This is a genomic window from Methanosarcina barkeri str. Wiesmoor (assembly GCF_000969985.1).
Lineage (GTDB): Archaea > Halobacteriota > Methanosarcinia > Methanosarcinales > Methanosarcinaceae > Methanosarcina > Methanosarcina barkeri_B.
Window position 1 is genome coordinate 299,085 of sequence record NZ_CP009526.1, and the last position, 20,070, is coordinate 319,154.

The 20,070-nt window shown below is 38.7% G+C and carries 15 protein-coding genes; 2 read left to right on the forward strand and 13 right to left on the reverse strand.

Features of this window, described 5'->3' with window-relative positions:
* Positions 1 to 230 precede the first annotated feature (230 nt).
* The gene (locus MSBRW_RS01385) at positions 231 to 707 is read left to right on the forward strand and encodes a DNA-deoxyinosine glycosylase (RefSeq protein WP_011305765.1); all 477 of its coding nucleotides are present in this window, start codon (positions 231 to 233) and stop codon (positions 705 to 707) included.
* Between the two features lie 100 nt (positions 708 to 807).
* Here the strand turns inward: MSBRW_RS01385 and MSBRW_RS01390 are convergent, their stop codons facing one another.
* From MSBRW_RS01390 to MSBRW_RS01400, 3 genes are all read right to left on the reverse strand, one after another.
* Complete coding sequence (locus MSBRW_RS01390; RefSeq protein WP_011305764.1) at positions 808 to 987, reverse strand: indolepyruvate ferredoxin oxidoreductase subunit alpha; 180 nt, start codon at positions 985 to 987, stop codon at positions 808 to 810.
* Between the two features lie 279 nt (positions 988 to 1,266).
* On the reverse strand, positions 1,267 to 3,186 hold the full coding sequence (locus tag MSBRW_RS01395) for an SWIM zinc finger family protein (RefSeq protein WP_011305763.1): 1,920 nt from the start codon (positions 3,184 to 3,186) through the stop codon (positions 1,267 to 1,269).
* Positions 3,187 to 3,405: 219 nt separating this feature from the next.
* Positions 3,406 to 4,377 carry a C1 family peptidase gene (locus tag MSBRW_RS01400; protein WP_011305762.1) on the reverse strand — a complete coding sequence of 324 codons (972 nt, stop codon included), beginning with the start codon at positions 4,375 to 4,377 and terminating at the stop codon, positions 3,406 to 3,408.
* Between the two features lie 740 nt (positions 4,378 to 5,117).
* Here MSBRW_RS01400 and MSBRW_RS01405 point away from each other — a divergent pair.
* Positions 5,118 to 5,480, forward strand: a complete 363-nt coding sequence (locus tag MSBRW_RS01405; RefSeq protein ID WP_011305761.1) for a hypothetical protein — start codon at positions 5,118 to 5,120, stop codon at positions 5,478 to 5,480.
* 672 nt (positions 5,481 to 6,152) lie between these two features.
* Here MSBRW_RS01405 and MSBRW_RS01410 read toward each other — a convergent pair.
* The 10 genes from MSBRW_RS01410 to MSBRW_RS20670 all read right to left on the reverse strand — a co-directional run bounded on the left by MSBRW_RS01410 (position 6,153) and on the right by MSBRW_RS20670 (position 19,853).
* Entirely contained in the window at positions 6,153 to 8,240 is a 2,088-nt protein-coding gene (locus MSBRW_RS01410; RefSeq protein ID WP_230669917.1) for a type II secretion system F family protein, read from the reverse strand.
* Between the two features lie 80 nt (positions 8,241 to 8,320).
* On the reverse strand, positions 8,321 to 9,997 hold the full coding sequence (locus MSBRW_RS01415; protein ID WP_011305759.1) for a type II/IV secretion system ATPase subunit: 1,677 nt from the start codon (positions 9,995 to 9,997) through the stop codon (positions 8,321 to 8,323).
* A 708-nt stretch (positions 9,998 to 10,705) separates the two neighbouring features.
* Positions 10,706 to 11,515: a class I SAM-dependent methyltransferase gene (locus tag MSBRW_RS01420; RefSeq protein ID WP_048102578.1), complete on the reverse strand. Its 810-nt coding sequence runs from the start codon at positions 11,513 to 11,515 to the stop codon at positions 10,706 to 10,708.
* A 451-nt stretch (positions 11,516 to 11,966) separates the two neighbouring features.
* The gene (locus MSBRW_RS01425) at positions 11,967 to 13,148 is read right to left on the reverse strand and encodes a cysteine desulfurase (protein ID WP_011305757.1); all 1,182 of its coding nucleotides are present in this window, start codon (positions 13,146 to 13,148) and stop codon (positions 11,967 to 11,969) included.
* A gap of 42 nt (positions 13,149 to 13,190) precedes the next feature.
* Positions 13,191 to 13,349, reverse strand: coding sequence for a hypothetical protein (locus tag MSBRW_RS21630; RefSeq protein WP_155398080.1), 159 nt, complete (start codon positions 13,347 to 13,349; stop codon positions 13,191 to 13,193).
* Positions 13,350 to 13,381: 32 nt separating this feature from the next.
* A complete protein-coding gene (locus tag MSBRW_RS23750) occupies positions 13,382 to 13,507 on the reverse strand; it encodes a hypothetical protein (protein ID WP_268990278.1) in 126 nt (41 codons plus the stop codon).
* 315 nt (positions 13,508 to 13,822) lie between these two features.
* Entirely contained in the window at positions 13,823 to 14,371 is a 549-nt protein-coding gene (locus tag MSBRW_RS01430; RefSeq protein ID WP_011305755.1) for a DUF531 domain-containing protein, read from the reverse strand.
* An 840-nt stretch (positions 14,372 to 15,211) separates the two neighbouring features.
* Positions 15,212 to 16,894 carry a PKD domain-containing protein gene (locus tag MSBRW_RS01435; protein ID WP_011305754.1) on the reverse strand — a complete coding sequence of 561 codons (1,683 nt, stop codon included), beginning with the start codon at positions 16,892 to 16,894 and terminating at the stop codon, positions 15,212 to 15,214.
* 516 nt (positions 16,895 to 17,410) lie between these two features.
* Positions 17,411 to 17,623 carry a PKD domain-containing protein gene (locus tag MSBRW_RS01440; RefSeq protein ID WP_011305753.1) on the reverse strand — a complete coding sequence of 71 codons (213 nt, stop codon included), beginning with the start codon at positions 17,621 to 17,623 and terminating at the stop codon, positions 17,411 to 17,413.
* An 88-nt stretch (positions 17,624 to 17,711) separates the two neighbouring features.
* The gene (locus MSBRW_RS20670) at positions 17,712 to 19,853 is read right to left on the reverse strand and encodes a TolB family protein (protein ID WP_011305752.1); all 2,142 of its coding nucleotides are present in this window, start codon (positions 19,851 to 19,853) and stop codon (positions 17,712 to 17,714) included.
* Between the last annotated feature and the right edge of the window lie 217 nt (positions 19,854 to 20,070).

Genomic DNA, 20,070 nt, shown 5'->3' on the forward strand with positions numbered 1-20,070 from the left:
GCCTATCCCAAAACCTATTTTATTCTAAATCATCATGAGTTTTCGGGATTACTTTAGTGATTAGGTATTCAATTGATTGTTCCAAATACGAGATTCAACAAATCAAATTCTGAGTTTCGGGATAGGCTTTCCAACTAATGTAGTTTCTTAATCAGTTTAGTTCTTAGCTAATTTAGTTTTTTTCCGTTCCCAAAGCTTGAAATAATCCTAAGTTCCAACTTGTTTAAACAATGAAAAAACAAGGTTTCCCACCAGTCATTGACGAAAATACTGAAATCCTGATTCTCGGGTCTCTTCCAGGAGACGTTTCTATCAGGAAGCATCAATACTATGGGCATCCAGGCAATGATTTCTGGAGGCTGCTTGGCAGTATTATCGGAGAAGACCTTCAGAGTATAAATTATCAAAATCGGCTTGAGGCCCTGAAACGCAATAAAATCGGGCTCTGGGATGTTTTCAAAGCCGGAAAAAGGGAGGGAAACGAGGATACAAAGATAAAGGACGAAGAAATAAACCAATTTTCAATACTGAAAGACATGGCTCCGAACCTGAAGCTGGTTCTTTTTAACGGCAAAAAATCCGGAGAGTATGAACCGATTTTGAGGGCAATGGGATATGAAACGAAAATCCTCCTTTCGTCAAGCGGAGCAAACCGGCGATCTTTAAAAAGTAGAAAATCGGGATGGGCAGAAGCTTTCAAGCGTTGATCGACTCTTCTTTACTTGACCAACCTTGTACCCATTTTTCCGAATACTTGGATTTTGTTCACAGAACTTATTTAAAACATAGAATTCCGATTCATTCAGGTTATTCGATCGTTATGGCTTCATTGGGGCAGGCTTCTTCACAGGCTCCACATTCTACACATTCATCTTCATCTACAACTGCGCAACCTTCTTCTTCATCAATAACGATTGCTTCTACCGGACACTCGTCCACGCAGGTTCCGCAGCCTGTACACTCTTCTTTTTTGACTTTTGCTGGCATCTTATGGCTCCTTTATTTTTTCCAACTATTTCTATACTTTTCTTACATTAATATTCAGATTAGTATTTTGGATCAGTATTTTTTAAGGCATATCCGGAATTTAGAATCTAAATTAGTCTGAAGTCCAGATAAGTTAAATTTAGATTAGTCTGAAATTTAGATTAGTTTAAAGTCCAGGTTAACCTGAACCTCTTTATAAACATGTCGTTTTAAATATATAAATCTAAAGTATAATACTCCAACCCATTTTACCAGCAAAGTTTCTTTTTGTTCTTTTTTTCACTTGCTAATGATTTGTGTTTTTCCCAATCGATCCAGAATTTCAAGCAACTTTTTCTTGAACCTGTTTGCTTCCCGAACCTGCCTGAGATAAGCTTCCCACTCTTCTTTCTTTCCAATAGGTTCCAGAGTCTCCTTTATTTTCCGGAGGTATATTGATGCTACTTCATATGAGCTTACTTTTGTTTTGGAGATCAGGTCTTCTGCAATGTTTTTCCAGATTTCAATCGAAACCTCAGGATATTTGTCCTTTACGGCGTTCGCAATTTCTTCTTCTAAAATGGATCGTCTGGATTTCTCGGCTTCACCTTTGCTTTTTTTAAGCTCTTCATACCAGTGAACTACCTCGTCAGCATCATTTTCTTGAATAGCTATCTGTATTAACAAATCAAAGACAGGAGGTTTAATTTTTTCTAACGAGCTTGCTTCCAGCAGCCCTGTTTTCGGAAGAATGCCGGGAAGAATTGAAAGCTCTTCTGCAATTTCGGGCTGGTTGACTGGCAATTTTCCGTTTCTCACATACTGGAGGGCAGCCTCTCGGATTTCCTTCCATTTCCCAATCTTTTTAGCGGCTTTCTGCATCCTGATATAGTTGGACAGTTGTGGAAATCTGAAAAAATTTTCCGCTTCAAGGGCAGCCACGAAAGGCCAGTTTTCCTCTATTTCGTTAATTTCAATAAGAGTTTGCAAGAGCTCATAGGCGGTGCCAGGATCATATTCTCTCAGTTTCTTGATTCCCCTATAAATCCATTCTTCAGCTTTCTTTTTTTGCCCGGAATCAAGCAGTTCTCTAATAAGCCTTGTATAATTGCCTGTCCTTTCGGCTTCGAGCTCGGAGATTGGGATAATCTCTTCCGAATGCCCAGCTTTTCTCAGGGCATCGATAAGCCTGTCAACAACATAATCTCTTTCCCAGGATGACTCGTACAGGATATCTATTTCTTTTTCTTTTTCAGCTTTCTGCAACCGGATTTTCAGGGCTTCTGCAAATAGCATCCATTCTTTCTGAGTATGGCAGAGAGCAGGTTCATTAAGAATGCTGTAATCGTCTTTTAGCTCAAGCTCAAGGGCGTAAAGCATTTTCTCATGTGCAGGAAGAGAGGATTGGGATAAAGCCCTGAACACCACATCCATACAGCCGGAGATTTGTGTTCCTATATCTCCTTCATCATATTCCTCAATTTCTTCATATCTATCCATGAGCTCTTTTCCAATATCAAGCAGCTCGTCAGGATGCCCTGAATCAAGGAGGCTTTCCAGCCGAACCTGTACCTCTGAAAAATCAGGCATTTCTTCGCCTTCGTAAGTCCAGAAATCAGAACTCTTTAATTCTCTCCATAGCTCGTCCATCTCGGAATAGATACTCCCAATAACTCCTTCCGGATTTTCAGATGCAAGGTTCTGGCGGTCCTTCAGATATCTGCCAAGCATGTTATCTTTTTTTGCAAACGTTGCCAGTATCTCGATTAATTCCGGTTTTTCCAGCTTTTCCAGATATTCGCGGAAAATCTGCGAAGATGCCCCGGCCTCATAGGTTTCAGAAGCTCCGGCTCCTGCAAATCCTCTTCTAGATCTTTTAATAAGGATGTCTTCCTCAGTAACAACCGGCACATCTTCTCCCTGCTCAATAAGGTCGAGATATTCAAGTACGGCTGCAACTCCGTGTTTGCAATCATGCCCGACAGGACAGGTACAGATAGAACTCAATTTTCCGTTTTCCAGGGAAACCTCGGTGAAATACTCTATTGTCCCCTCTACTCGCGCGACCAGGCTGCCTGCGGAAGTATACTTGATTTCTCTCACTCGCCCCTCTTCTTGATACTTAATCCCCTTTGCAGTGGCTTTTCCTCCAGCCCAGTCCTGGAGATCACTCCATTTAAGTTCCTTGAAAGTACAGGCAATTTTGCTTTCTTCTGGCATATGCGATTATTTATATAAACGTAATATAAAAATAAACTTATGGTCTCTGTTATATAATTCAGTGCATTAGATACCAGTTGCGCGCCGGAATTGCCGAGGACGAAATCTTGTTTTCTGGATGTTAACTACTTAACTGGCATAGAATTGCTGAATATCGGAGCCAGCCTCAATTATTGATTTTTAAATCCCAATAGCCGTACCTCAAGGGTTGTGGAGCCGTCAGAGTTTAAGTCCGAAATTACCCGTGTCAATCCAGTTCATTGAGATAAGAGACCAGAAATCCACTGCGAACTTACTCAGGACATATTCATAGGGAAGCCAGCCATATCCCTGCTCTCCCCAGCCTGTACCCCAGGAGTTGCGAATCAGAAGGGCACCTGTGGTTTCATTGTTGCTAAGGGTGTTTTTGATTTTCATGTTATCGTCATATCCGACAGCAACGACTGCATGGCCCCATATTGCCTGTTCTTTGGGACTTGGGAAGGGAATTCCGCCTTTTATATCTGTATCGTTGAAAGAGGGAAACCCAAAGAAACCGAACATTGAAGGTATTCCTGCTGCAAGGTACTTTTTCACACTAATAAGAACATCTGCAGGCAGGATGTTCATACCCTGAGGATCGTGGCAGAAATATTTAAGGGCTTCAAAATTATCGGCAAGCGAATATACAAAATTCGAGGGTTCTTCATCAAAGGTTGGTTCCCCTGCCGGTCCTGGGATTTTTCTGTCAGTATAAGGGTGATATTTTTCAGGAGGAACCCCGCAAAGAACAAGAGCTGCCATAGTATCTCGGAGCCAGGCTCCGGTATCTCCTTTAACGCCCATTAGGTTTCTTGTCGTCTTGTAAACAAAAAGCCTTGATCCATCAATGTATTTTCCAAAAGCCCTCCTCTGGAAGTATTCAATCACTCCTATGCCTGCGTGGGCAGTACAGGAACCCAGATCCATCTGATTTTCAATCGGTGAACACCAGTTTCTAAGGTCTACCGATGTGGGCAGTTCAGGAGCTTTAGATTTCTTTTTGGAGGACAGGAGACCAAGTTTTTCTGCCATTTTGGGAATTTTGGCATCTTCTATTGTTCCTTCTGTGTAATCTCTCAAGTCCGGTAATGGAGGGAGCCAACCAGTTGAAAAAGTTTCTTCAGTGTCCGGAATCTTCACTTTTTCAAAAGCAGCTGCTATACCAATCATTTCATTACCCCACTCACTTTGTTTGTTATAGATTACCAATGACTAATTTATCCAATGGTGTTGGTTATTCTATTTTATATTTGATTTTTATATACCTAGAATTTTAATATTTTATCTACTGATGTTTGTCTACTGATGTTTGTCTACTGATGTTTGTCTACTGATGTTTGTCTACTGATGTTTGTCTACTGATGTTTGTCTACTGATGTTTGTCTACTAATGTTTGTTTTGATAATCTGGTTTATGAAAAGTTCCAGTGGCTTATTTCATACAACTGAGATTCAACTTTAAAAATAAAGAGCCCATTTAATACTCAGTTCCATAAATTCAGGTTAATCACAGTAATGACAAAAAAATTACTACACGTTATATCGGGTAGTGCAAATGATAACTATTTTGAAACATTCCTGCGTACTAGTGTTCTGAAACTCACATTCTGCAACAAATTTTAAGTTCTTAAACTTAAGCTAATATTTTTGTCTTTCGTGGTAGAAAAAATTTATTCATATCCTTTCCATTCATCCTCAACGTTGCCAAGATGATACTATATTAATATTTTAAAGAAAGTTCACAAATTCATTAGATAAATTCCTCTTGTGCCCAATTAATATACCACTTTCATGTTTTTACAATATTTTGTCTTGATAGACATCTTACATTTGAATGGAAACCATGGAAAACTTTGTATATATTGTAATACATTTCTATATTGTGGCTAACTTTCCATAGGATGGTAATAAATGACAATTGGTGAAACAGCAAGTACAGTGATGCACTCTTCATATACAGCATTTGAAAAGAATCAGAATACAAGCGAATATACTGAAGAATATATTACAAATTCAATAGAAGAATGTGATTTTTTAATGGAAGATGCATTGTGTAAACTTAGCGATGCCATAGAATCTCTTTCACGAGATTACTTCAAAGAAGAGATAGATCAAATGTCAGTAACCGATGCTACAACAATGCTTTCTCGTCGGAATGCATTTATTCGTGAGTTATCTGAAGCAAGAAATTACCTGATTGCAGAACTTGTAGGATATCGAAAGTATATCAACGAGATATCGAAAGAAATAGATATTATGCCGGAAACATTTTGATGAAACAGTCAATGAAAATCGGTAAGGTCAAGACAGGGACATTACAATATTAGGGGCATTACAACATTATATGTTAGTATGAAATGTGAACACATAGACAGCTTTCTGAAGGAACAGAATTACTTTGGAATTAACAGCTCAGTTTATAAATAGCTATAGTCACGCCTGTAATTGTTGCAACAAGAATTTCATTGCATCTCATTTGAGCAGTTGCATTATTTAGCCTCGTGACTATATTTCGTTACTTGATGGTCTAGGAAACAGATTTTGAACCAAAAACAGCTTTCGGAGAAATTCTAACCCTCAGCTTGCTGATTACGAATTTTCTGGACAAAATAATGATAGGTTCCTGTTAATTTATCCAAAAATCATTTCGCTTTTTTAATTTCTTTTATTGAAGTTGTATATCGTGTACAGGTGACCTATTATTTTCACTCCAACTTCGAATTTGTTTCATTTTATAGAATCATTACACAGTACCAAGATGGAATTGGAAGTACTCAACGTTTTACCTTTTGCATCGTCTGTAGTTGTATTATATATTTAGCTTCCAAATGTTTTTGAATCTGCAAAATCATTTCAGGATGCAACCCAGTCCCAATCCTGTTGATTTTAAATTAAAGAAAATAATTGAGGGTTTTTTGGATAAGTCCCCCATGTTCTCTATACAGATCAAACAAACATGGTGAAAGCCACATAAGTTATTATTACCATGCTTACACTGTACTTCAGGCCCAGATATGTTGAGCCCTGCCCCATTTTCCCGGCAACAATCCCGGAAGTGAAAGCCTGTACTAGGGCGGAGTGGAACATGAGCATACTGTACTCTTCGACATTAAAATATCCGCCTATTCCCCCTATTCCTTGTGAAGAGGTGGAGAAAGAAGACGTTTGTGGGAAGAAGTTAGTAGCCAGGATATAAACTATGAACAGGAAAACGAAAAAGGCTACATAGATTGTAATGACATAAACTACCATTGTTGATGAGCGCTCTTTTTTCATATCCTCGTCATTTCTAGCCTGTTTAGCAGTAATCGAGAGTACATTTTTAAGGTCACTTGTAGACTCATTTGCTTTTACGATAATGTGGAGAATTCGGCTTGAAGAAGGTGTTTTGATGCTGTTCTCAAGGTTCATAAGGGCTTTAGAGGTGGAAGTGCCCCAGGAAAGATCTTCCTTTAATTTTTTAAGTTCTTTACTGAGAATTCCCATTTTGGATTCAGATATTATTTTTAAGGAATTTGCAAGCATAATCCCGGATTCATTCATGCTGGAAAGGCTTTTCAAAAAATCGGGCATTTTCTCATCAATTTTGCGCATCCTCCACGCTTTTATTTCGTAAAAAATTATAAAAGGAATAAGGGCAACAACAATAAAGATAACAAAATAATCATCGACAGCAGTAACTAGCTTTATAGCACTGTCAGAGACATGGTCAAAACTTATACTCAGGTGATGAAAACTAGAAAAGAGGCTGTTTCTAAGGTTTCTTGGAAGTTGGGTAAGATAGTACAATCCAAGTGGAACTCCGAAGAAAAACGTGTATCTTGGCTCATTCCGGATAGTTCTGTAAGGGTTAAGAACCATGTCTCTGAGCCTATAAAGTCCCCTGTATAGCATGTACGTCTTTTTCCTTTTTTGCTCCACCTCTTCAGTAAGCTCTGAGTCAATTTCTGGGATATCGGAAAGGTTTATTGTAAAACTGCGAACGTCACCTTTTTTAGGATCAATGGAGAGTTCTCCTACAGTATCGAGAAGTACCAAATAAAGCAGGGTTGCAAGAGGTAGTATTATATAAATAAGCATGTAAAGGATCTGAGCTGAAGCCGGCAGGAAAAACTGTAGCACAACAAGGGTTACCATTACGAAAAGAGGGCCTGCAACAAGAGCTGTTACATAGATTTCGGCAAGTACATCAAGTCTCTGTAACAGGTTTCTATTCGCCATCTCGGCCAGACCCTGATATTGTTCGGACTTATTTTTGACATATTCGGTTATGGTTCCGCTGCTTGAAACAATAATCAATCCATCAACAAAGTCTTTGAAAATTTCTGAAGGGGTGCGTTCCTTGGCAATTTTAAGGGAAGTTATGAAATCCTTTCCCAGATAGTCCATATCTCTTACAACATAGGAGATTTCTTCCGCAGTTGCCCCAAATATATAGCTGTACCTGCTCAAAGACCGGAAAACGTCATAAATTGACATGCCTCCCTTTGTCAGGGCATACATGTAAGTTATTGCCGGAAGCATGGATTTATCGATAGAAGCTTGCCGGTTATTTGCCTGGAAATAAGGATAGATATATGCTACAAGAAATACGACAAAAAAACTTACAAGAAACAGTATAAGGCCAACGAGAAGCGCAAGAGGATATACATATTTACCTGCAATGTCGGCATGTCCAGGGTCTACAAAAAGGCTAAGTCGGGAAACCGGATTCCCAAAGATTTTTAGTCCCAGCCATAAGCCAAAGACTCCTTCAGCAATTCCTACAATTACGGAGTACATGAAGGTAGAAGCCAGATATTGGTCTACTGACATAGAGATATGAGAATGACGTATTTTTACCTTTAAGTCCTGAAAATAATCTTTGTTTTTATAGAAAAAGTCCCCATAAAATTGGTATGCTAGTTCATCCAGAATAGTATAAGTCATATTCCCCCCTCTTAAGCAACCATATTCCTGTATAGCAACCGTTGAGCTGCAACCGTTGAGCCGGTTGATCATGCCGACTATGTCGTCACTGGAGTTTTCGCTCAAGCCTTTTTTTAAAAAGGCTTGTGGTCAAGTAGTTTTTTCAAAAAGTTTTTCGCTCAAGCCTTTTTTTAAAAGGCTTGCTCTTAAGCAGTCATATTCTGTATCATACTCTCTAGTGTATCGTTTTCTATAGCTTCCATAACCATTTTTGGATGAGTCTGGTATGCCTGAACTACAATGGACACCTGAACATAGTTCCTTATGCCTTTTTCGTACATATAAGCCAGAATTGTTCTCCGATTCTCTATCTCGTTTCTCAACTGACTGGTATCCCATCCTCTTACAGTCATAATTTCCTGTAGAATGTGAGAATCCCCTACATTAATGAAGCAGTCCTCTAAAGGTTCCCAGTTGAAAAGCTCATTTATACCCAGATCTCCTGTTTCAGGATCGACATTCATAACTTCTACAAGACTTCGGGTTCGTCTAACTCTTTTTTCTTCTATGTACACTTGCTCCTGAATACAGAGCACATTCAGAGACTGCAGCATGACGTGAGGCACGTTTATTGGCTCATGAGTGAGCCTGTTTACAACGGTCTGTACATCTCCTGCGTGCATTGTTGAGCTTGTTGCATGTCCTGTTGACATCGCCTGGAAAAGAGTAAGAGCTTCACCGCCTCTTACTTCACCCACAATAATATAATCTGGGCGCTGTCTGAGAGCGGCTCTTAAGAGGTCGTACATGGTAATTTCTCCCGAAGAGTCTGCAGCAAACCCCTCTCTTGCAACCCCGGAAACCCAGTTATTATGGTAGAGTAAAAGTTCCCTTGTATCTTCGATCGAAACTATCTTCGTTGTAGAAGGCATGAACAGAGATGTAGCGTTCAGTATAGACGTTTTTCCTGAAGCTGTCCCCCCTGCAAAAAGCATGTTGTAGCCGTTTTCGATAACCATCCAGAAATACACAAGCATGTCAAGGTCGCACGTCTTATAGCTAAGCAGGTCTATAGGAGTCATTGGATCTTTTCTGAACTTACGGATAGTAAAAGAACTGCCTCTGGGGGTAATCTCTCTTCCTAAAACAGCTTGAAGTCTTGAACCATCCTGAATTGTTGCATCCACGATTGGCTGGCTTACAGAAACGTGTTTATTGTTCAACTGGCACATCTTGATTACAAGAGCATCAAGTTCCTCTTCTTCAAAAGTAATATTACATTCAACATTGAGATATCTGTTATGATAAACATAGAGAGGGACTCCCACTCCATCACATGAAATGTCCTCTATATAAGGATCATAAAGGAGAGGATCGATTTTCTCGTATCCCAGCAGGTTTCTTCTAAGATAATATATAATTTTTAGGAGTGTGGCTTTAGAAATGTCAGCTTTATAACGTTCAAGAAGAAAGAGGGCTCTATCTACCAGAAATGTATCCTTTTCGGATCTGGAATGCGTAGACCCAAGAATCAGGATATCTTGAAAATCTTCATATATTCTTTCAAGAAGCTCCTTCTCAAATTTTGTAAGAGAAGGTTCAATAAGCCTGTAATATGTTGATCTACGGTCTTCCATAATCGATACAAAAGTGTAAGGCTCCTGAAGCCAGTATCTTTCGAGTTCTCTTAATTCGTCAGGCACTATAAAATCTACAAGAGGTCCATCTTTTTCCGGGTCATAAGCTGGCAGAGTCCTCAAAGGCCTATCAAAGTAACTTCTAGCCCTTTTTACAACCTCAGCTATGGAGTTATAGTTACCTTTTTTCTCCAATAACCCCGAAATAAACATATTCTTCGCTAGCATTTCTTTTACATCGTCCAAACTCTCGCTCCCTCAGGGTTCTTCTTAGGTCATATAAGAAGAACATATTATAAAAACTTTACATGTTTGCGACGGGTCCTGGTAAGCGGTAATGTATTCGGATCAAAACTCCATAAAACAGCATGCTGTTTTTCATGATTCTGAACCTTTTTCACGAGAAAGCTGCTTGTTTACTTAAAAAAGTTTAATAAATTTATTTACAACTTAAAAATTGGTCGTGTCCTTGAACTTCCAAAAAAGATTTCTCATAAGTTTGGGGATTGAATAAAGATTGTCCTGATTATGGAATGAAAATCAAAGGAATATAGTCCTCGAAGAAAGATGCGGTAAAAATAACTATGAACTTCTTAAATGTAAAACCTGCAAGCATTACTTTAGTGAAACAGAGATACAGTATTTTTTGGACTCTACATTCCTCAGAAAAAAATTCTAAAAACTTGGATATCTTTCCTGAATATCGGCCCCAAAAATAGAAACTGATTCCAAAAAACTCCATCAGTGGACGAAAAAATAACGGATCACATGCGGAGTTTAAAGGAAATTATTGATGTTCAGAATTTCGGTCCAATAACTTAGTGTCGAGTCAACCATCAAGGATTCACTAATTCCGAGTAGTTATAATTGGTTTTATACGATATTTCACGTTTGACTCGACACTTAGAGGCACAACAAGTTACGTAGTCATGCAATAATTAGAAGGCTAGAAATTCATTGTTTTTTAGCAACTAAATAGATTCTTTCAAACTTTAAGTTAATCATTCCTGAATTATCTGCCTGTTCTTGAAGAGCTTCTTTAACTAATTCACGAAATGTACTAATATAATTATCTGTCAAAGTTACAGTGTAATAAGATTGGTTCAAGTAACCGTTTTCGGCTCCTGATTGATATATTTTATACGCCTGTTCAACAGAAAAGAGATTTGACTCTTCACGAAGTTCGCTATAAATTATATCAAATCCATGATTTCTAAAAAGTTGCTCATATTCATCCTTGCTGTCAAAGAAAAACCATGGGCTTTTAAAGTGATTAAATACTTCTCGTGTATATGGATGCATACGGATTTTTTCTATTGCTGAAATAAAGTTAGGGCAATAAGATTGAGTAGCTGGAGCCTGTATCCCTATTCTACCTCCTTCCTTAAGCACATTAAAACAACGCATTAATACTTGGTCTGGTTTTTGAAACCACTGAAAACACGAGTTACACACAATAACATCAAATTTTGTATTTAGTTCAAGATTTTCAGCATCCATGACAGAATATTTTAAGTTGGGAAGATCTTTGTTGGAGCTTATTGCCTGTTCTATCATACCTTGAGAAACATCGATCCCCTGTACAGATCCGTTAGTAATTTTTGCAATTTTTTTTGTGATATGACCTGGCCCACAGCCTATATCAAGTACATCTTCTTCAGGTTGAATTGATAATAAATTTAAGAGGACTTCAGAGGCTGATTTTTGAACCAATGCATTATCTGCATATGTAAAAGCCTTAGAATTAAAATTAACTTCTGACATAGTTTTAACCACTTTCCTCACTGAGTTTTCATATTATTTAGGACTTATGCGGTTGAACCAAGAAATCAATATGTCTTTACCCTTCAAGGATCTAAAACATATATTTTACATCAATGTCTTTTGTGCCTGATTTTGCACCACAAGTGCCTACAATCCGATTATTATTCCAAAACCAAATTTACTGGTATACAAATTCAAGCAACGGTTATTAGATTCATCAATTTCAATTATTGATCACAGGAAAGCTGAACTTGAACGATTTCCTTGTTGAATGGCTTTTGAGACTGTCCGAGAAGTTTTCATGAAGAGTAGACATCTTGAAAATTGTGTATTGATTTAAACCATATCACTGCAATTTAGCCCTCTTGAGCGAAGCGGAGCGAGCGAAAAGGGCTCCGTCCTCCCGAGACGGGACTCGGGTGACGGGACTAGGATGACGGGACACGGGAATTTAAGAGACGAGTGCCTTAAGCCCTGCAACTGCATTTACCAGTATATCTACCTCTTCTTCGGTATTATAGAGTGCAAAAGAAGCTCTTACAGTGCTGTCTACATTCAGGAAGCGAATGGTTGGAATTGCACAGTGATGCCCACTCCTTACACAGATTTTTCTTGTCTGGTCAAGGATCAGGGCAACATCGTGGGCATGAAGCCCTTTTACATTAAACGGTACTATCCCTGCCCTGTCATCAGGCCCATATACTTCTACATGCTCAAGTTCAGAGAGCCTTTTTGCAGTTTCCCTGGACAACTTTATTTCATGTGCCTCAATTTTCGGCACCCCTATTTTTTCTACATATTCGACTGCTCTTCCTAAGCCTATAACTCCAGGAATATTCGGAGTGCCGGCTTCAAAACAGGCCGGAGAAGGTTCCAGCACGTAAGTATATCCTTCAACATCCGAAACCGTACCTCCTCCCACTGAAGCACTATCGAGCACATCTGGTTCTTTGATATAGAGAACGCCAGTGCCCTGCGGTCCAAGCAAGCCTTTATGTCCCGCAGTTGCAAAGAAATCACAGTTAAGGTCTTTAAGGCTGACCGGCATATGTCCTGCAGATTGAGCCCCGTCTACCAGGACTTTTATGCCGTATCGATGGGCAAGTTTAGTAATGTTTTTTACATCCTGGACGGAACCGAAGACATTTGAAACCTGGTTTATGGCCACCAATCTGGTTTTTTCAGTAAAAGCTTTCTCTATCGAAGAGATATCGATTTTTCCTTTACTGTCCGGACTTACAATCGTAACTTTTACTCCTTTTTTCTGCAGGCGCAGCCAGGGCAGGAGATTAGAATGGTGTTCGAGCACAGTTGTAACGATATGGTCTCCAGCCTCCCACGGGTAACTGTTTGCAATGAGATTGATTCCTTCAGTGGTATTTTTCGTAAGAACGGTCTTTGAAGGCTCTGCATTCAGGAAATGTGCAACTGTTTCCCTTGCATCTTCATAGCGGTTTGTAGCTTCCCTGGCCAGACGGTGGGCTCCTCTTCCGTGATTGCCAGCATACCTATAAAAGTACTCGACCATAGCTTCAACTGCAGGTATCGGAGTCTGAGTAGTTGCCGTACTGTCAAGGTACACGACTTCTTTAAGAACAGGGAAATCTTCACGAACCGCATATACGTCGTACATGCTTCTTTTTTAGGAACGAGAAATTAAAAAAGGTTTTGCAGGTTATTTACCCTGCACCCCGCCTATCATAAAGCGGTAAAGGTCTAGTTCATCTGAGTCCAGGTTATCGGTACAGCCTTTTACAACGGCATGATAACCATTTTCCTGGCTTTTACGTCTATATTCTTTTCTTTTTCTGTGTTCATGCGTTAATTCACTCATAAAATTTCCTCCTGTCTCTTCAAAACCCGCGCTTACATGTAGGTCATAGTAGTCCTTGTGGATACGAGAGCCCTGCAATTCTGATTAAAGTTTCCAGCCTTTTCGGGAGCGGCAATTGAATGCAGGTTAGAATTCTCAGTCCCTCCAGGGAAGCTCAATCAAAGTCATTCTCCAATTCCCTGTGGACAAACTCCTGCAATAAGGCTCAGAACCTCAATTGTTCTGGATAAAACCTGAGAGCAGGCCAGAATTCTATTTCATCTGGGCTAAAAACCCCACAACAGCGCAGCAAGCGTTGTTCTTACCCACAACAAGTATAAATTGTCAATCGTAATATATATTGGTTCCGGAATTTCTTTTAGATCCGACTGAACTTTTTTTAAATGAGTCAAATTTTTTGATCAAACGATTGGAAGAACTCCCAATTTTTTTAACGTTACAATTTTTTAACTTTGTCAATTTCTCACACGAGTTCATTTTTTAGTTTCAAAATTTACCATGAGCCCTGAAAGGTGTGCCGGGATTGCCCCTATAGCAGTACAGGTCTCAAGAGAAAGCCCTTTGCAGGTAATGTCAAGATGGTATCTTCCTCTTTCAAAAAGCTCTTTTGGAAGCCCCTTGTGTCCGAGTCCTACAAGAAACAGAAATGAGCGGTTTCGAAGAGCTTCCTCGGCAATCTTTATGGGCGGAACCTGTCTTTTTGGATCAGGTTTTGAGGTAGTGATTACGATTTCCCCAAACTGGGAAGGGAATCCTTTTTTTGGAAGATCGGATACTGACAGGTAGTTTTTTTCATAAAGAATTTTGAGATAACTTCCCGATTCTCCTATTGTGGTTTTTTCCATCACATAAGCTACCAGTTCTTCTGCAGTCATCTTGAAAGGAAAATCGTAAAGGGCTAGGTGGAATCCAAAAGCATGGCAGATCGGAGCAGCTCTCGCAATTGCCCGATAATGCGCATCTAGAACTTTGATTTTATCGTAGGTATTTACTATCCCAAGGGTGAGCATAAGATGCTTCATTATTCTTTTTCGTAAAATAATGTTTCGTCAACTTTTAGTGATTTTTCTTAAGTTTTTAGGGTTTAATAATTCCTTGAATCGTCAGTTACTTAGACCGAATTTAAAATCACGGCCTTCAAATACGATAAAAGGGAATAAAGCTCCTGTTTTTCAGATTGATATTTTACAATTTAATTCACAGAAAAACAAAAAACAGAAGTTTGTTAACGTAACCTAATAACTCTGAATAATCTTATTATAGTTCTGTGTTTAAAAGTTCAGATGCTTCTTGTAAAAAATGATTATAAATTCCACAGTAGTTTTTATCCAATGTTTTTGTACATGTGTAAGAATCATCTTTTATACCCAGCACACCTCGATCTGTATTTACATTTATTATGAAACAGATGTTTTGTCCCAAAAGCTATGTTAAAAAATTTCATATATTAATATATACCATTTACATATTTAAATTTATCAAATAGTGTCAGACTATGTTTAGAGAGTTTGATATTCCTCATGCTACTGGTTATGCCATTGTTCGAAAAACTGAGAAAGTGTCAAAAATTTCTTGTTTAAAACCCCAACTAATTAGAATAATTATTGAGTGAATGCTAAATCCTGTATAAACCACATTGAAATTTTTTAATATTAAATATCTTTACAACAAAATATGAATGGTTCGAAGACCATCTCAAAGTAGCTTAGAATAAGTTAAAGAATTGGATTTTTGATCAGTTGTTAAAAATTACAAAAAAGGATTTTCAAATCTGACAAAAGGATTACTTTCGCTTTTTTGTCAGATTTGATCAAAGATCATACATCCCCTTTTAACCTTGATCTTTTATCCCGTTTTTCGGTTTAAGGATTTATTTCGCTTTTAGAGTATATACCTGGTCTTGTATTTGTTGTCACTTTTATGTAATTTGTTTTTGTTACAGTACTGCTGCCTGCAACATTGGTCACCTTAAGTGTAATCTTATAGTTTCCTTCCTGTGAATACTGATGTTTTGGATTCTGTTCTCTTGAAATTGTTCCGTCTCCAAAACTCCATTTCCATTTAGTCGGTATTCCTGTACTTTTATCAGTAAAAGCGACATTTAATGGTGCTTTTCCGGAAGTCGGAGATGCCGAAAATGCAGCAACCGGCTTTGTTACTACATTTATATAATCTGTTTTTGTTACCGTGTTGCGGCCTGCCGCATTCTTTACCGTTAAGCTAACAGTATATTTTCCTACTTTGGAATACTTGTGGATCGGATTCTGGAGGAATGACTTTGATCCATCTCCAAAGTTCCAGAACCAGGAAGTTGGGGAACCGGTGCTTGTATCTGTAAAGGCAACATTTAATGGAGCTTTTCCTGTAGTTGGAGATGCAGAAAATGCAGCAACCGGAGAACTTTTCGAAAGAATACCCATGTAGATATCAGGATTTCCATTACGCATATCTGTCCACACTATCCTGTCACCGTAGATTGCAGAATAGTACTGATCTGATTTATCAGTAGTGTGCCATTCCTGACCAGTGGCTAGATCGTACACATAGACGTCCCAGTTTCCTTTGCGATTATTATTCCACACGATTCTGTCACCGTAGATTGCAGGATAAAGTGAATCTGATGGACCGGTGGTGATCTGAGTTTCCTTTTTAGTGGAAAGGTCATACATGTAGATATCCCAGTTTTCGTTGCGGGAATCCATCCATACTATTTTGTCGCCGTAGATAGCAGGACACATCTTCTCTGATTCATTGTTAGTAATTTGAGTTTCCTTTTTAGTGGAAATATCATACATGTAGACATCAGTATATCCATTGCGATAGTCTACCCATACTATCTTGTTACCGTAGATTGCAGGATAATATGAGTATCCATTGTCGGTTATCATTTTTTCCGTTTTAGTGGAGATGTCGTACATACAAACATCGTACAAATCAGAGAGGTCACCGTAGGGACAAGTTGTCCAGACCATCTTGTCACCGCAGATTGAGGAGCTCCATAGATATCCTTCATTGTTTGTGATCTGAGTTTCTTTTTTAGTAGAGAGATCATACATGTAAATGTCGGAGTTCCCACTGAAATCCTCAGGGTTTCTATTGCGCTCATCGACCCATACTACTCTGTTACCATAAATGTAGGGGCTATACTGATCTGATACATTTGTAGTGATCTGAGTTTCCTTTTTAGTGGAGAGATCATACATGTAGATATCCCAGTTTCCATTACGATTATCATACCACACTATCCTGTTATCATAGACAATAGGATCCCACTGTTCAAATTTATTGGTAGTTATTGGAGTTTCAGTGAGCTTTAACGCGGTAGCTTGTATAGATTCTGGGGCTGTAGCATTTCCCTCTGTAGATAACTTATTTAAAACAACTGTGTCAGTGGAAGAGTCTCCTGATCCGCCGGTGATTTCTGGTACGGTGAATTTGTGATCTCTTCCATTAATCGGTACCGCTGTCGCAGATGAGGCCAAAATTAAAAATATAATCAATGTTGAAGCTAAAGCTATTGAATATGCTTTTTCTTTTTTTTTCATTTTTCTTCCTCTTTTCCATTTTTCAGTGTTATTGTTCTAAACAATTGCTGAAACCAGGCATTGATATATCTAGCATCGATTTTGATTGCAATAGATTACCATTGCCAGAAAACTGAAAAATACAAAAATTTCTTGTTTAAAACCCCAACTAATTGGAATGGTTATTAAATGAATGCTAAGATCCTGTATAAAATACCTTGGAATTTTTTAATATTGGATGCATTGGCCCAAAATGTGGGAAAAGTGCGAAGAGCACCTCAAGTTAGCTTAAAAAAGCTAAAGAGCTGAATTTTAAGACCAGCTATTTTAAATTGTAAAAAAGGAATTCTCAAATCTGACAGAAGGATTACTTTCGCCTTTTTGTCAGATTTGATTGATGATCCTAAGGCTCAGTAACAGAATAATCTATGCACATTCCCGATTGGGTATTTTGATTTTCACTATCAAGGTCGCCAACCAAAGTTACAATAAATTACAAGTTGCATAGGTTATTTCGTTGCGGGCACTAACTACCCTTTAGATTTGATCTTTTATCTCGTTTCTGTGAATACTGAGTTCTGGATTCTGTTCTCTTGAAATTGTTCCGTCTCCAAAACTCCATTTCCATTTAGTCGGCACCCTCGTACTTTTATCAGTAAAGGCAACATTTAATGGAGCTTTTCCTGAGGTAGGAGATGCAGAAAATGCAGCAACGGGTTTTACGATTTCATTTTTTAGATACTGTGACATCCATAAATGACTTTTGTATTACTGCATTTTGCATCTTTACCTGGGACTGAAGAACCCAGAAGAATTACAACCGTTTTCAAAGTTGCAGTCACTTTGCCACTTTTATATATTTCCATTTTGATTTTGTACTACTTCCTGCTTCATTTGTTGCTATGAGTTTAACCGTGTAAGTTCCTGCTGCTGAATATGTGTGTGTTGGACTCTTTTCTGTTGAATATTTTCCATCTCCGAAATCCCATTTCCATTTCGTTGGTGATCCTTTGCTCGTCTCCGTAAATTTTACCTTTAGCGGAGCTTTTCCTGATAATGGCCAGCCCCAGAAATCCGCAGTCGGAGCTTGCGAAGTTCCTGTCACGGTTATATACTTTGATTTTGTTGCTGTGTTGATGCCTACCGCATTGGTTACTTTGAGGGTTACTGTGTATTTTCCTGCTTTGGAATACTTATGCGTTGGATTCTGATGGAATGACTTTGTTCCGTCTCCAAAATCCCATTTCCATTTCGTTGGTGATCCGGTACTTTTGTCAGTAAATTTAACGTTTAATGGAGATTTTCCTGAGGTTGGAGATGCAGAGAAGGCAGCAACGGGTTTTGATGTCACGGTTATATACTTTGATTTTGTTACCGTGTTCTTGCCTTTAGCATTCTTTACTGTTAAGCTAACAGTATATACTCCTGCTTTTGAATACTTATGAGTTGGATTCTGGTGGTATGACTTTGACCCATCTCCAAATTCCCATTTCCATTTAGCAGGTATTCCTGTACTTGTGTCAGTAAATTTAACCTTCAGTGGTACTTTTCCTGAAGTAGAAGAGGCTGAAAAGGCAGCAACTGGTTTTGTTATCACTTTTATATATTCTGTTTTTGTTACCGTGTTACTACCTGCAGCATTCTTTGCTGTTAAGCTAACAGTATATACTCCTGCTTTTGAATACTTGTGAGTTGGATTCTGGTGGAATGACTTTGATCCGTCTCCAAAGTCCCATATCCATTTAGCAGGTGTCCTTGTGCTTGTGTCAGTAAACTTAACCTTCAGTGGTGCTTTTCCTGTAGTTGGAGCTGCAGAAAATGCAGCAACTGGAGAGCTTTTCGAAAGGGTACCCATGTAAATGTCGCGATTTCCATTGCGCAGATCTGTCCATACTATCCTGTCACCATAGATCTCTGGATCGTACTGATCTGATTTATCAGTAGTGTGCCATTCCTGACCAGTGGCTAGATCGTACACGTAGACGTCCCAGTTTCCATTGCGACCATCAGACCACACTATTCTGTCACCATAGATTTCAGGATAGCAGGTAGTTTCATGATTTGTGATCGGAGTTTCCTTTTTAGTGGAAAGATCATACATGTAGATATCCCAGCTTCCATTACGATTATCCATCCACGCTATTCTGTCACCGCAGATAACAGAATACATCTTCTTTGATTCATTGTTAGTAATTTGAGTTTCCTTTTTAGTAGATATATCGTACATGTAGACATCAGTATATCCATTGCGAGAGTCTACCCATACTATCCTGTTATCGTAGATAGCAGGATAGTTTGCAGATCCGCTATTAGTGATCCGGGTTTCCTTGGAAGTAGATAAGTTGTACATGTAGATATCGTCCATTCCAGTGGATCCATATCGGCGATTATCTTCCCACACTATTCTGTCCCCGTATATTGCAGGAGCAGAGAAAACTGCTGAGTCGTCAGTTATCCTTTTTTCCTTTTTAGTGGAAATATCGTACGTATAAATGTCGTAACCTTCATAGGGTTCACCGCGATAACCCATGCAGACAATCTTGTCACCGTAGATTGCAGGAGCAAATGTCCCTTCTGCATCAATAATAGATATCTGAGTTTCTTTTTTAGTAGAAAGATCGTACATATAGATATCCCCATTTCCATTGCGTTCATCATACCACAAGATTTTGTTACCATAAATAACAGGGTCAGACTGCTCGAAATTATTAGTGGTAATACGCTTTTCAGTGATCTTGAGCTCAGCAGCTTGTATAGATTCCGTGGCTGTATCAGTTTCTTCGGTAGATAACTCATCGGACGGAATCTGGTCATCTGAGGGATCGCCTGCTCCACTGCTGACCTCCGGTGGGGTGCTCAATGTGGTGTTATTATCTATTATATGCGCGAGTGCCGATGCCGTGGATGAAACAAAAATCAAAAATAAAATTATAAATGTTGAAACTAAAGCTATTGAGTACGCTTTTTCTTTCTTTTTCACTTTTTCTTCCTCTTTTCCATTTCTTTTAGTGCTTATTATTCCCAGGAGTTGGCGAAATAGAGCAGTGGTAAACTAAGCATTGATCCTGCTTGCAACTGGCCACCACTACTAAGCAACCCGGAAAACATTAAAAATTACTTCACTTAAATTCTCTGTTATTTCCAATAGTTGTCCGGTTAAAGAAAATGATGGCCCTATATAAAATACCATTGAACTC

What these genes read in the sequence shown, in the direction of transcription:
- MSBRW_RS01385 (WP_011305765.1), top strand. Translation starts at nt 231, where the DNA reads ATGAAAAAACAAGGTTTCCCACCAGTCATTGACGAAAATACTGAAATC.
- MSBRW_RS01390 (WP_011305764.1), bottom strand. Translation starts at nt 987, where the DNA reads ATGCCAGCAAAAGTCAAAAAAGAAGAGTGTACAGGCTGCGGAACCTGC.
- MSBRW_RS01395 (WP_011305763.1), bottom strand. Translation starts at nt 3,186, where the DNA reads ATGCCAGAAGAAAGCAAAATTGCCTGTACTTTCAAGGAACTTAAATGG.
- MSBRW_RS01400 (WP_011305762.1), bottom strand. Translation starts at nt 4,377, where the DNA reads ATGATTGGTATAGCAGCTGCTTTTGAAAAAGTGAAGATTCCGGACACT.
- MSBRW_RS01405 (WP_011305761.1), top strand. Translation starts at nt 5,118, where the DNA reads ATGACAATTGGTGAAACAGCAAGTACAGTGATGCACTCTTCATATACA.
- MSBRW_RS01420 (WP_048102578.1), bottom strand. Translation starts at nt 11,515, where the DNA reads ATGTCAGAAGTTAATTTTAATTCTAAGGCTTTTACATATGCAGATAAT.
- MSBRW_RS01425 (WP_011305757.1), bottom strand. Translation starts at nt 13,148, where the DNA reads ATGTACGACGTATATGCGGTTCGTGAAGATTTCCCTGTTCTTAAAGAA.
- MSBRW_RS21630 (WP_155398080.1), bottom strand. Translation starts at nt 13,349, where the DNA reads ATGAGTGAATTAACGCATGAACACAGAAAAAGAAAAGAATATAGACGT.
- MSBRW_RS01430 (WP_011305755.1), bottom strand. Translation starts at nt 14,371, where the DNA reads ATGAAGCATCTTATGCTCACCCTTGGGATAGTAAATACCTACGATAAA.
- MSBRW_RS01435 (WP_011305754.1), bottom strand. Translation starts at nt 16,894, where the DNA reads ATGAAAAAAAAAGAAAAAGCATATTCAATAGCTTTAGCTTCAACATTG.
- MSBRW_RS01440 (WP_011305753.1), bottom strand. Translation starts at nt 17,623, where the DNA reads ATGTCACAGTATCTAAAAAATGAAATCGTAAAACCCGTTGCTGCATTT.